The 12,036-nt window shown below is 67.7% G+C and carries 13 protein-coding genes; 6 read left to right on the plus strand and 7 right to left on the minus strand.

What is annotated here, in order from left to right:
- Window positions 1-80 precede the first annotated feature (80 nt).
- The 6 genes from ACH49N_RS27595 to merB all read left to right on the plus strand — a co-directional run bounded on the left by ACH49N_RS27595 (window position 81) and on the right by merB (window position 4,931).
- Window positions 81-530, plus strand: coding sequence for a DUF6153 family protein (locus ACH49N_RS27595; protein ID WP_358275907.1), 450 nt, complete (start codon window positions 81-83; stop codon window positions 528-530).
- Window positions 531-624: 94 nt separating this feature from the next.
- The gene (locus tag ACH49N_RS27600; RefSeq protein ID WP_358275762.1) at window positions 625-1,299 is read left to right on the plus strand and encodes a DUF305 domain-containing protein; all 675 of its coding nucleotides are present in this window, start codon (window positions 625-627) and stop codon (window positions 1,297-1,299) included.
- A 123-nt stretch (window positions 1,300-1,422) separates the two neighbouring features.
- Entirely contained in the window at window positions 1,423-2,658 is a 1,236-nt protein-coding gene (locus tag ACH49N_RS27605; RefSeq protein ID WP_358275764.1) for an Ig-like domain-containing protein, read from the plus strand.
- A gap of 170 nt (window positions 2,659-2,828) precedes the next feature.
- Complete coding sequence (locus tag ACH49N_RS27610) at window positions 2,829-3,473, plus strand: TVP38/TMEM64 family protein (protein ID WP_397504808.1); 645 nt, start codon at window positions 2,829-2,831, stop codon at window positions 3,471-3,473.
- 199 nt (window positions 3,474-3,672) lie between these two features.
- Window positions 3,673-3,933: a MerR family transcriptional regulator gene (locus tag ACH49N_RS27615; protein WP_358275765.1), complete on the plus strand. Its 261-nt coding sequence runs from the start codon at window positions 3,673-3,675 to the stop codon at window positions 3,931-3,933.
- Window positions 3,934-4,073: 140 nt separating this feature from the next.
- Window positions 4,074-4,931 carry an organomercurial lyase gene (gene merB / locus ACH49N_RS27620; RefSeq protein WP_358275767.1) on the plus strand — a complete coding sequence of 286 codons (858 nt, stop codon included), beginning with the start codon at window positions 4,074-4,076 and terminating at the stop codon, window positions 4,929-4,931.
- Window positions 4,932-5,377: 446 nt separating this feature from the next.
- Here merB and ACH49N_RS27625 read toward each other — a convergent pair whose 3' ends face one another.
- From ACH49N_RS27625 to ACH49N_RS27655, 7 genes are all read right to left on the minus strand, one after another.
- Entirely contained in the window at window positions 5,378-5,884 is a 507-nt protein-coding gene (locus tag ACH49N_RS27625; protein ID WP_358275769.1) for a hypothetical protein, read from the minus strand.
- Between the two features lie 294 nt (window positions 5,885-6,178).
- On the minus strand, window positions 6,179-7,594 hold the full coding sequence (locus ACH49N_RS27630) for a hypothetical protein (protein ID WP_358275770.1): 1,416 nt from the start codon (window positions 7,592-7,594) through the stop codon (window positions 6,179-6,181).
- Between the two features lie 12 nt (window positions 7,595-7,606).
- Window positions 7,607-8,947, minus strand: a complete 1,341-nt coding sequence (locus tag ACH49N_RS27635) for a TIGR03118 family protein (protein WP_358275772.1) — start codon at window positions 8,945-8,947, stop codon at window positions 7,607-7,609.
- 77 nt (window positions 8,948-9,024) lie between these two features.
- Entirely contained in the window at window positions 9,025-9,732 is a 708-nt protein-coding gene (locus ACH49N_RS27640; protein ID WP_358275774.1) for a hypothetical protein, read from the minus strand.
- Window positions 9,733-10,215: 483 nt separating this feature from the next.
- A complete protein-coding gene (locus ACH49N_RS27645; protein WP_358275776.1) occupies window positions 10,216-10,881 on the minus strand; it encodes a vitamin K epoxide reductase family protein in 666 nt (221 codons plus the stop codon).
- On the minus strand, window positions 10,856-11,500 hold the full coding sequence (locus tag ACH49N_RS27650) for a thioredoxin domain-containing protein (protein ID WP_358275778.1): 645 nt from the start codon (window positions 11,498-11,500) through the stop codon (window positions 10,856-10,858). Before ACH49N_RS27650 ends, ACH49N_RS27645 begins: the two co-directional genes overlap by 26 nt.
- Before the next feature lie 170 nt (window positions 11,501-11,670).
- Window positions 11,671-12,018 carry a DUF3703 domain-containing protein gene (locus ACH49N_RS27655; RefSeq protein WP_358275779.1) on the minus strand — a complete coding sequence of 116 codons (348 nt, stop codon included), beginning with the start codon at window positions 12,016-12,018 and terminating at the stop codon, window positions 11,671-11,673.
- Window positions 12,019-12,036: the final 18 nt, after the last annotated feature.

Raw genomic sequence — 12,036 nt, forward strand, 5'->3', positions numbered from 1 at the left:
CGGCCAGCGGCGTCCCCCGACGACACCGTGACCCGGTCATGCCTTCACCGCGTCGGCCACCGGCCCGGGTCAGTAACATCATGGTCGTGAAAGTGCTGGGGACGACACCGACGGTGCAGCAACTGCTGCGGGTGACCGCCGTCGTGGCGGTGCTGTTCGGTGTGCTCCTCATGCATTCCTCACCCCTGCTCGACCACTCGGCTGCACATCCCACCTCATCGGAGTCTGCTTCGGCCGGGCACGTTCACGCCCACGACGCGGCCGCGGTGCCGGTGGCCCTCGGGGATATTCCCGTCGTACTGGCCGGGACCGGATGTGAGGGCACCGACTGCAGCGACCACACGGGCCTGCATCTGTGCATGTCCGTAATGACGATCGCCGCGGCCCTGGTCCTCGCCCGCTGGTACGCCACCGCCACCACCGGGGACACCGCGGTACCCCGCCTGCGGGCCCTGCTCCGTCACCGCGCCGGCCGGGCGCCGCCGTGGACAACTCCCACCCTCGCGCAACTGTCGGTGTTACGGGTGTGACAGGTGCCCCACCTCAGGTGGGTCACCCACGCAGACGTCTCTCATGCACGCCTGCTTCACCTTTCACACACCGACCTTTCGAGGAGCCCTATCCATGTGGTCTTTGCGTTCCCCCCGTGCCCGTGTCGCCCTGTCCGCCGCAGCCGTGTCCGGAGTCCTGGTTCTCGCCGGCTGTAGCAACGACAACGGCGGCGGACACGACATGAGCCAAATGTCGAACAACGCCCCGAGCACCACGTCGAGCTCGTCCACCACCACGGGTGCGGTCGCCTTCAACGACGCCGACGTGATGTTCCTGCAGATGATGTATCCCCACCACGCGCAGGCCGTCGAGATGGCGAACATGGCCCTGGGCCGCACCACCAATCCGCAGGTACTCGACCTCGCCAAAAACATTGCCGCAGCCCAAGGACCGGAAATGGAACAGATGACCGCGCTGCTCGCGCAGCGCGGCCTGCCTGCCCCCTCCACCGACGCCAGCGGCGGCATGAGCGGAATGAACCACGGCGGCACCAGCGCCGCGGCCGACGGCGGCATGAGCGGGATGATGTCACCGGAGCAGATGACCGATCTGGCCGGCAAGAGCGGCGCCGACTTCGACACCGCCTGGCTGAACATGATGATCGAACACCACACCGGGGCCATCGAGATGGCCCAGACCGAACTGGCTGACGGAGAAAACGCCGACGCCAAGCAAATGGCTACCGACATCATCGCCGCCCAGCAGGCGGAGATCACCACCATGCAGGCACTGCTGCAACAGAACTAACCCGATAAGGGTGGGACCGCGCCCCTTCCCGGTCCCACCCTCCTCCCCCTACGCACGCACAGCGTGTACCCCCCTTTTCTTGACCCCCGCTTCGCCGCCGCCTCGCCGGTATGGAGGAACCCCATGAACACTCGCCCATCGCGTCGGACCCCGGCCCTGCTCGCCCTGGCGATCCTGATCGCAGTTCTGGCCGCCTGCGCCCCGTCCGGAACCGGATCATCCAGCCCGAGCGGCGATGCGAATCCGGCCGCCCCGCCAGCCCCCACGATCACTTTCGTCCCCGCTGATGGAGCCGACACCGTCAACCCCGCGGACCCGGTGTCGGTCGAGGCCACCGGTGGGGCCCTCGAATCGGTCACGATGACCAACGATGAAGGCAGAGTCATCGAGGGCATCTTCACCCCCGACCGCATCGCCTGGAAACCCGGTATCCCTTTGGGTTACGGCAGGACCTACACCATCACCGCTGCCGCGCGCCACGACGATGGCATCCGCACCGAGAAGGCCAGCACCTTCTCCACCGTGCGGCCGGGCAACCTCACCAAACCGACCTTCGTCACCTCGGGCGGCAATCTCCTCACCGACGGCGGCACTTTCGGCATCGGGATCGTCATCGTCACCCACTTCGACGAGCCGATCACCGACCGCGCCGCCGCCGAGAAGACCTTGACCGTCGAAACCACCCCGCCGGCGCAGGGATCCTGGCACTGGGCCGACGATCAGAACGTGCACTGGCGGCCCCAGAACTACTACACCCCCGGCACCACGGTCACCGCCCGCGCCAACGTCTACGGCGTCGACCTCGGTGGCGGACTGTTCGGTCAGGAGGATGCCGCCACCTCGTTCACCATCGGCGACGCCCACATCTCCATCGCCGACGACATCACCAAACAGATCACGGTCACCAACAACGGGGAAGTCGTGCGCACCATGCCCACCTCGATGGGCATGGGCGGCAGCGAAACCATCAACGGGCAAACCCTGACGTTCTGGACCCAGCCCGGCATTTACACCGTCATCGACAAGGCCAACCCGGTGGTCATGGATTCCTCGACCTATGGGCTTCCGGTCAATTCGAGGCTCGGCTACAAGGAAACGATCAACTACGCCACCCGCATCAGCAACGACGGCATCTACCTCCACGAACTCGAGGACACCATCTGGGCGCAGGGCAACACCAATGTCTCCCACGGCTGCCTGAATCTCAGCCGCGCCCACGCCCAATGGTTCTACGACTTCTCCGTTCCCGGCGACATCGTCGAAGTCCGCAACACCGGTGGGGCACCGCTCGAGCTGTGGCAGAACGGCGACTGGAGCGTGCCCTGGGATCAATGGGTGGCCGGAAGCGCGCTGACATGACCCCACCGTCCTGGGTCCCGCGCACCTACACCGCCTACACCGCCGTGGTGGACGGCTCGGGCGGTGAACTCGCCCAGCGCGACAATGCCGGCCCGAGCCCCTCCGCTGGCGACACCTCCGCCCCGCGCCGCGGGAACCGGTGGGTGCCAACGATCCTGCGCGATCGCCGCATTCTCGCCACCGTGACGGTGCTGGCCGCGCTGGCAATGGCCGCCGCCCTCGTCCCCCGCCCCCCGATCTCCGTGGTGCGGGACTGGGCGGAGTCGATGGGCTCGGCGTTCGTGGTGGTGTTCTTCCTGACCCAGGCGGTGCTGACGATCGCCCCGGTGCCGCGCACGGTGTTCACCCTCAGCGCCGGGCTGTTGTTCGGTCCCGCCGCCGGGGTCGCCGTCACGATCGCCGCCACGACGGTCAGCGCCGTGCTGGCGCTCCTGCTGGTGCGGGCGCTCGGGCGCAGCGCCGTGCAGGCGCGGCTGACGCACCCCGCGGTCAAGGCCATCGATGCCCGGCTGGCCCGGCGGGGATGGCTCGCCGTCGGGTCCCTGCGGCTCATCGCCCCGGCACCGTTCGCACTGGTCAACTACTGCTCCGGACTCTCCGCGGTGCGCCTGCTGCCCTACACCGCCGCCACCGTGGTCGGGATTCTGCCGGGCACGGTCGCGGTGGTGTTACTCGGGGACGCGTTGACCGGGCAGCCGAATCCGGCACTGATGGTGGTGACCGCGGTCTGCGTGACGGCCGGGGTGGCGGGCTTGTTCGTCGACACCCATCTGCCCGTGCCGCCGAGGAGGCGTGACGCTCATCACGGGGATTGACTTCAGGGTGTCCGCAACATTAGCGGCGGTATTCGAAGCGTGCGGTATTCGCGCCCGCGCACGTCTATGCCCGTCCGGACATAGAAGATCAGGCGTGATGGTACATCCGACCGAGCGAGGCATCGTGGGAGAACGACGAGGCCGGCGACGACTCCTGCGGCTTGACTCGATAGTTGAGTACCGGGTTGAGAATGGTGGCATGCGTAGCAGTAAGGTCGCCGCCCGCACCGGGGTGAATGTGCAGACGCTGCGGTACTACGAACGCCGCGGCCTGTTGGCGCCGCCACCGCGGTCGCCGGCCGGGTATCGGGCGTACTCGGCCGACGCTGTGACCGTGGTCCGATTCGTCAAACGGGCTCAGGAGCACGGCTTCAGCCTCGACGAGATCGAGGACCTGCTGCAACTGGCCGAAGGCGGACCGGAGGACTGCGACACGACTCAAGAACTCGCCGAGGCCTAGCTGGCTCAGCTGGCCGAGAAGATCACCGACCTGCAACGCATGCAGCGGTCCCTCGCCGATCTCGTCGCCACCTGCGAACGGCCACGGGCCGACCGGTGCTGCCCCCTCTTGCACACCCTGCACACCGAAGGAGATGACCGATGAGGTTGGAAATCCTGCAGGTTCCGGGTTGCCCCAACGTGGCGTTGCTCGAGCAACGGCTCGAGAAGGTTCTGGCAGATCAGCAGTCCGAGGTGGAGATTTCGCATCGGGTGATCGATGACCCGGCGGTCGCCACCGACGCTGGAATGACGGGCTCACCCACCCTGCTCGTCGACGGTGTGGACCCGTTCGCCGAGCCCGGGTCGGTGCCGAGTGTGTCCTGCCGGCTCTATCCCTCCGGTGGCGCGCCCTCAGTGGTGGCACTGCGGCAGGCGCTGCACCTGGCTGCGGTGGGCGAGGCCGGCCAGCCCGCGGATGGCCTGGGCGACTGCTGCCCGGCGGATGCTGCGGGGGAATCCCCGTTGTCCGGTTGGGTGGATGGCGCGGCGCGGCGCGACCAGACACTCCGGCCGAGCAGGCGGTTCATCATGCGATTCTGCGGGCGTTCGCGGATCGCGGCGAAGCGCCCGAGGATGTCGAAACTGGACTCGGTGGCAGCCGAATTCGGTGTGTCGGGTCGGCGGGTTTTGGACCGGTTGCACGCCGAGGACGTGATCCGGCTCAACTCTGCCGGGCGCATCGCGTCGGCGTATCCGTTCTCCGCCTCCCCGACCCCGCACCAGGTACGCGTCGGGGGTGAGACGACCATCTACGCGATGTGCGCGGTCGATGCGCTGGGGATGTCCGCGATGCTCGGCACCGAGGTGGTGATCGAATCCGCTGATCCGGTGACCGGTGAGCGGATCGCCGTGACCGTGCGCGGTGAGAGCGCCACCGCGACCCGGCCACCGTGGTGGTGTTCGTCGGTGCGATGGCCGGGCAGGGTCCGTCCGCGGACACGTGCTGCACCTCCCTGAATTTTTTTCACCGATGAGGCGACCGCCCGGTCCTGGGCAGACGAGCATCCGCAGGTCGGCGGCACCGTCGGCGCCCTCGACCATGCCACCCGGCTCGGGGTGACGATCTTCGGCGGGGCGCTCACCACCTGATGCCGGGTCACGATGCGCTCAGCCGAGGGCGAGCTGGTCGCGGTGGAAGACGATCGGCTACAACGTGCGCGAGGTGATCATCGCGCTCATCGAAGGCGCCCGGGAGTCAATGCGTACATCAGACGAGTCAACATTCCGACCTGATCGGTCGTGTTCAGGGTGCGTCGGTTTATCAGGAGCCGGCGCGGCCGCCCACTTCCGCACTTGCCGGGCCAGCGCCGCGCCGGCCTTGCGAACCGTCGGCGACGGGCACATCAACTCCGACAGCATGGCCGGCGGTGGCCACGTGGGCGCGGCCACCCCCGCTTCCGCTGTTAGCTGCCGAACCCGCTGAACAGGTCGAGAAGACCGTCGAGACCGAAGTCCAGGCCGCCACCGCCGGGGGTGGTCGAGCTGACAGTGACCCGCACGGGGGCGATGGGGTCCTGGTAGTCGACGTCGCCCTCCTCCTTGCACTTCGTGCGCACCTGGTACTCGCCGTCGGGGAAAACAGCCGAGGTGCCGACGCCGGACGCGTTGGTCAGCACCTGACCGGCGACCATGGTCGGTCCGGTCACGGGGAAGCTCTGGCCCACTTTCGTCGTGGAGTCGAGGACCGTTGCGTCGGCGCTGTAGACGGTGCCCTCGCACTTGACGAACGGTTTGGTGGTGTTCAGTCCGGTGATCGAGGTGGTGATCGTGCCTGCACCGGCGTCCGCGGTCACGGTCGCCGCACCGGTGATCGCTGCGGAACCGATGGCGGGGTTTGCGATCAGTGTGAGCGCGGAGAGTCCGGCGATGATGCCGGCGCCGGCCAGGCGCCGCTTGGTGGAAGTAGCCACGAGAAATTGTCCTTGTCGTTGGTCGCCGGGCTCCCGCACGCGGCGCATGTGATCCTTTGTGCGCCGACTCCGGATCACCTGAGGGTGAGCACGGGGGCGGCGCGAAGGTGGTTAGCCTGCCCTCTGTGAGGGCGACCTAAGTTAACGTGACGAGAACTGCGAAGTCAATGGCTGTGACGACGGTCATAGCGATCTGTTTTATACTGCGGCTCTTGAATTTTCGGGTTTGCGGTCGCTATCGAACATCGCGGATCGAGTGTGGAGTTCCACTACCAAAGTGTCCAGTGGTGGATGTCAGGGGGTCGCCGGTGCCGGGGTCTCGGCATCCGGTTCGCTGTCGTCGGCAGGAGTGGGTTTCGGTGTTTCCGGTGATGTGGTCGGGTCGGGTTCGGGCCGTGGCGTGGTGGGATCGACGGCCGGATCCGGGGTGGCCGGCGGCCCTGGGTCCGGTTCCGGTGCCGGCTTCGGGAACGAGGTGGGAGGCGACGGTGATAGCGGTGGTATCGCCGACACTGTTGTGGTGGGTGTGCTCGTCGGACTGTCGGAGTCGGGCGTTTGATGGGTGTCCGTCGGGGGAGCAACGGCGGCCGGGACTACCACGACCGGTGCGCGGCCGATGATAGGGACGACCGCCGCGAATCCATGTTCCGGCAGCACGGATTCCTCCACTGCGGCGGGAGCGGTTGGCGCGTCGCGGGTCATACGCCGGGGCGCCACGTGCGGTCGTGCGCTCTGCTCGACCAACCGTACGCCGAGACCGGGTGCACCACTGGTCGCGGTGGTGATGACCGGATCTGGTTCCGAGCCCCGGGTCAACAACGGCATAGCGAGCACGACGGCAGCTGCGACCGAGGCGATCGCTGCCCGCCGGGGCCACGGGTTCCGGGGGCCCGTCGCTGCGGCAACATCGTCCATGGACGACGCCGCTGCCAGAGCGGCCGCCCCCCGAGCGGCCATGCTGCCAGGCTCCGGGCACGAGAGGATCGGCCTGCCTAACTGCGACAGCGACTGGATCACTGTGGGATCGGCGGCTGACTCGCCGGACACGACGATGACGTCGAGGTCGTCGCAGGTCACTTCGGCCATGGATAGACAGTCGGCGACGAGTTCTAGGGTCGGAATGCGGTCATTGGTGAGGGGTGGTGTCGCACGACGCGCGTCGAAGCGCAGCGGACGCCCGACGATGGGGTCGGACCTTGACGCCGAGCCGATCGCCACGACGGTGAGGTCCAGGCTGCCGGCGTCGACGTTGCAGACAAGGGCGAGGCCGTCACCGAGTGGGCCGCGTTCGAACTCGAGGCACGCAACGGCGGCGACGGGTTCGGCGACCAGTCCGACTCGGCGCAGTCCGGCACGGTCCAACGCTGTTCGGAGCGCATTCCCGGCGCTTCGGGGGTGCGCCGCCGCGGTGCTGAGCACAATGGGGACGTCCTTCGGCGGGTTCGCCTCGGCCACCAGGCAGTAGGCGGCGGCAACAATCAGATCCTGCCCCGTGTAGCGGCAGCCGTCTCCTGCAACGAGCACCGCGCCGGGGCGGTGCGCGAAGTCCGCTACCACCCCCTCGCCGCCGGGATCGTCACCCAGTCGCACGGTCGACTGGGTACCGAACGTCAAGGTGGAGCGACGCGAGATCGTCGACGTGCCGTCCTCGCTCAGGCTCACCGCGATGGCCCGCGTGGTTCCGATGCTCAGTCCGAGGCCTCGTGTCATGGTCCCGCCCGTTCAGTTCGCAGCGCGCAGGCGGCCGAAGATACCGTCCTGCTCGTCCGCTGGTCCGGCCGTGTAGTAAAGCGAGTCGCTGTCGCCGAGACTCTCACCGTTTCCGAACAGCAACCCCCACAGCCCCTCGATGCCGAGAACCGTACCGGCCTCGTCGCGGACGTAGTCGACGAACGCACCGGTGGCATCGTCGAAGGCGGCGATGTGGCCGGCACCGCCGAAGTTGCCGACGAGGATCGTGCCGCCGAGATTGCCGAAGTCGCCGGGTGCGAGGGCGATTCCCCACGGAGCGTTGAGGCGCCCACCGTCGTCGAGAACACGCACGAGGGTGCCGGCCGCATCGAACTCGGCGACCTTGCCCCGATCGGGCCGGTCACCGGTCGCGGCTTCTTGCTCCGCGTCGAGCGAGTCTTCCTCGCCCGCAGCGAATTCCGTTGCGCCGGGCGATCCCTCGGCGGATTTGGTCACTGCATAGGTGACGAAGATGCGGTCACCGGAAGCAACGATGTTGAACGGCGCCGGATCGCCGGGGCGTGCATCTCTTCCCCGGCCCGGGTCGGCCGGGTCTATCAGCTCGCCCGTGGCGAATGGATTCGCGAACCCTTCGGTCACGATCGGCCGCCAAGTCTTGTCGAACTGCCGGATCTGCGGGTCGGCCCCGAAGTCGGCCGCCCACAGGGTGTCGTCGCGGTCCGGGGCGAGGGCCAGACCGAAGAAGCTCATGCCCTGCGGCTCGCCGTTGAACATTTCCAGCGCGGGTCCGTCGTGCCGGACGATCCCGCCGTCGGCGCCCTGCTCGGTCCAGGCCGAGATACGACCGGAATCGGTCGCGAACAGGAATCGTGACGACCCCGACAACATCTGCTGGTGGCCGTCCACCTCGACGGGCTGGCCAGAGACGACGAAGCTGTCAGAGGTCAAGGGTGCGGGGTTGAACACGACACCGGTGGTCTTTCCGCCACCGGCGTCGGAGGTGTCGGAGTCTGCTCCGGGGACAGTGACCTTCCGTAATCCGTCTTGATGCAACGTGCGCAGCGCCGGGTCGGGTGAGGCTGCCACGTCACCGACGAACTCGAACGAGGCACCGCCGGCACCGACCCAGAAGTGGCCGCCGGCGCCCTGGGGGCGGATGGCGAGCCCCCACGCGTTGACCATGTCATCGAGCACGAGGGGCGCACCGTGCGAGTCGGCATTCGCAGCCAACGTCGCTGCGGTGTACCGGTTTTCGTGTCCGGAGTGTGCCGCTACGGTCGATTGCGCCGGAGCGCAGGCGGTCGCCGAGGCTAACGCCGTGCCGAGCAGTGCGGCGCAGGCCACGGCGCTGCGGAAGGAGGACGTGGTCATCGAGTGGTGCCTTTCTTACAAGGGACTGAGCGGGAGAAGGAAGCGAGCGGTAAGAGGAACTGCGCAGTCGAGGGGGATCAGTGTTCGGCGTTCCAGAAGCCGATCCAGACGGCACCCCACCAGCAGACCTGCGAAATCGTCGCGGTCGCCGCGCCCCACGCGGTCAGCTGCGGAGGTAGGTGCGGGGCGTTGCTGTGCGCAATGCGGCGACTCAGAATCAGCGCCTGCAGGCCGTTGACGGTCAGCACCAATACCAGGATCACTTTCGTCTGAGTGAGCGCAGAGTTCAGGTTCGGTTCTAGGAACGCTCCGCTGCCGATGAGACCGGCTAGACCGACCCAGATCGGCAGGTGCAGTCGTTCCGCGCCCCGGATGGCTTCGGCGAGCGTGGACCGGCCCGAAATCCACACCAACACCAGATAGTCGGCGATCAGGACACCGCCGAACCCGAGCACGAGCGATGCGAGGTGCACGAACAACGCCGCAGTGTGTAGGACTGGGTCGACCTCGATATGCGTCGAGACCCATACCGCCGCGGCCACCACCGCCGACGCGACTACCGCGGCTGCGGCCACGATCGCCCACGAATCGTGCAGTACGAGCGGTTTCTCCGGCTCGCCCGGCGGAATCGGCAGCAGGCGCTTGTGTGCGCGAGGGGGCATGCCGTGCATCGGTCCCCACGAGACCATGTCGGTGCGGAGCCGTCGGGGGGCGATCGGGGTGACCGGTGAGATCAAGGTGGGCGACCCGGCTTCGCCGGCGGAATCGGAAGAGGTGGTGTACATGGGGATCCGGTTCTGGTGAGAAGTAACGCAACAACGCCCGCACATCGCTGGGTGCGGTTGTTGGCGCTCGCTGCCCCGGACGCCAATCCGTGATGGGAAGGTCTGTCAGGGGATTCCCGTCAGACCTCGCAAAGCTCGGGCGTTGCAGTCACGGAGACGAGAGACTGCCGAGGTAAGGGCCTGGTCACACCGCTATCGATACCGCCTGCGGCGAACTGGTGTCCCGATGTCACCACGAGTCTCCCCTCTCAGCGAATTCACAGAGTGTAGCTAAGCCTGCCCTTTCTTTGTGGGCGAGGTAAGTAAAAATCTTCGGCATCCCGAAGTCAACAGTTGTGTCACCTGTCACAGCCCTTCCGGCGCGCGGCACGGCGGAGACCATTTCGATGTCGTAAGGCACGCGCACCGGGCGGCCAGGTTGCAGGGTTTCACGACCGTCTGTCGATGTCCGTGGGGCCCATCGACGCGGCGAGGGTGGAGCGATCAGAGCAGACTGGACCAGTAGGACCAGAACCGGTAGGCGATCAACCCGGCCACACTCAGCGCCCAAACCGTCAGGGGGAGGACATGGTTTCCGCTTGCCGTGACCACGGCCGCGGGTACCGGGCGGGTGACGGTGCCGTGGTGGAGGTTGCGCAGGGTGACGTACCAGAAGATCGGCGTCGTCACCGCCCACACCACCATGCAGTACGGGCACAGGGCGCCGATCACGTAGAGGCTTTGGACGATCAGCCAGTGCACGAACACCACCGCCGCGGTGACACCTACCTGCAGGCCCAGCCAGTACCAGTGGTCGAACCGGGCGCCGGCCAGCAGCCCCGCCCCGGTGGCAGCGACGACCCCGAATCCGGCAATTCCGAGTAGCGAGTTGGGGAATCCGAACACCGAGGCCTGCGCGGTGCCCATCACCGAGCCACAGTTCAGGACCGGGTTGAGGCTGCAGGACGGGATGTAATCGCTGTCGGCGGCGTGGGCAAATTTCTCGATGGTGAGGACGAACGCGGCCACGAGGCCGATGAGGCCGCCGACCAGCAGCAGCCACGGCAGCGACCGCGGGAACGGTGCCGCATCACTGCCCGGACTGGGCTGCGATACGGCCACGGCATGCGGGGCGCCGTCGGTGTCAGCGGAGGGCGGCGTCGAGAGCATCGGTCAGATCCTGGTAGCTGGTGGGTTCGATCTTCTCGTCGTTCAGGAAGAACGTCGGGGTGCCCTGCACCCCGAGCGCTTCCCCGTCGGCGACGTCGGCGCGGATGCGGTCGAGGGTGGCGGGATCGGTGTAGGCGGCGTCGAAGGCGGCCAGATCGAGACCGAGGTCGGCGGCGTATCCGCGGAACACCTCATCCTTGGGAGTGCGTTGCTCGCCCCACTCGGCCTGAGTGTCGTACATCCGCTGATACATCTGCTCGAAGCGGCCCTGGCCGGCGGCCGCTTCGACCGCCCGGGCCGCCCGCTCGGCGTTGAAGTGGCCGGGCAGCGGGAAGTAGCGGACGACGAAGCTGACCCGGTCGCCGTAGTCGGTGCGCAGCTGCTCGATCGCCGGGTACACCGATCGGCAGGCCTCACATTCGAAATCGAGGAACTCCACGAACGTGGCCTTGCCGTCGGTGACCGTGTTGAGCCGGTGACTGTCCGGGCGCACCACCGCCGCTGCCGGACCCTCCGCGGTGATCCGCTCGGAGCTCGGGCGGTTGACCAGCAACAACACCCCCAGGCCGACGGCGAATGCAACGACCAGCGTCACCGACAGACGTATTCCGCGGCTCACCGTGCACCCCGCCGCAGCGACACCGGTAAATCGGGCAAACAGGGCGCACGGAACATGGCGACACCCTAACGAACCGCACTTCGCGCTGGTGGCCGCGCCTTGCTCGGATGTGGTGGCCCTCACCCGGCTGGGCGCGCTGGCCGCTGCCCCGTCTTCTCAGGAAGCTGGGGTCAGCGGGCCGCGGCCAGGGTGTCGGCGAGGTCCGCGGGGATCGGCATCGGGGTTCTCAGTCCGGCACGGGTGCGGCCGGTGTTGCCCTCCGGGTAGCGGCCCAGGACCGAGCCGGGGGCGGCGACGATGATCCGCACCACCTGGCCGAGGGCCTCGCGGCGGTCGTGTTGGCGCAGGGCGAGGGCGAGCATGGCGAGGTGGTTGCGGGTGTGCGGCCACGGATAGGGCTGGGACAGGATGTGCGCGCGTTCGAGGTGCGCCCACCGTCGGGTGTCCTCGGTGGTGGTGCGGGCCGCGGCCATCTCGGTGGTGTAGGCGGTGCGGATGGCGGTGGGCATCACGGTCATGGCATGGTCTCCTTCGTT

Origin of the sequence: Rhodococcus sp. NPDC019647 (assembly GCF_044389235.1) — a bacterium.
GTDB classification, from domain to species: domain Bacteria; phylum Actinomycetota; class Actinomycetes; order Mycobacteriales; family Mycobacteriaceae; genus Rhodococcus_F; species Rhodococcus_F oxybenzonivorans.

Excerpts from the sequence above, each read along its gene's own strand:
- ACH49N_RS27595 (WP_358275907.1), top strand. The coding sequence starts at position 81 with ATGGTCGTGAAAGTGCTGGGGACGACACCGACGGTGCAGCAACTGCTG.
- ACH49N_RS27600 (WP_358275762.1), top strand. The coding sequence starts at position 625 with ATGTGGTCTTTGCGTTCCCCCCGTGCCCGTGTCGCCCTGTCCGCCGCA.
- ACH49N_RS27605 (WP_358275764.1), top strand. The coding sequence starts at position 1,423 with ATGAACACTCGCCCATCGCGTCGGACCCCGGCCCTGCTCGCCCTGGCG.
- ACH49N_RS27615 (WP_358275765.1), top strand. The coding sequence starts at position 3,673 with ATGCGTAGCAGTAAGGTCGCCGCCCGCACCGGGGTGAATGTGCAGACG.
- merB (WP_358275767.1), top strand. The coding sequence starts at position 4,074 with ATGAGGTTGGAAATCCTGCAGGTTCCGGGTTGCCCCAACGTGGCGTTG.
- ACH49N_RS27630 (WP_358275770.1), bottom strand. The coding sequence starts at position 7,594 with ATGACACGAGGCCTCGGACTGAGCATCGGAACCACGCGGGCCATCGCG.
- ACH49N_RS27635 (WP_358275772.1), bottom strand. The coding sequence starts at position 8,947 with ATGACCACGTCCTCCTTCCGCAGCGCCGTGGCCTGCGCCGCACTGCTC.
- ACH49N_RS27640 (WP_358275774.1), bottom strand. The coding sequence starts at position 9,732 with ATGTACACCACCTCTTCCGATTCCGCCGGCGAAGCCGGGTCGCCCACC.
- ACH49N_RS27645 (WP_358275776.1), bottom strand. The coding sequence starts at position 10,881 with ATGCTCTCGACGCCGCCCTCCGCTGACACCGACGGCGCCCCGCATGCC.
- ACH49N_RS27655 (WP_358275779.1), bottom strand. The coding sequence starts at position 12,018 with ATGACCGTGATGCCCACCGCCATCCGCACCGCCTACACCACCGAGATG.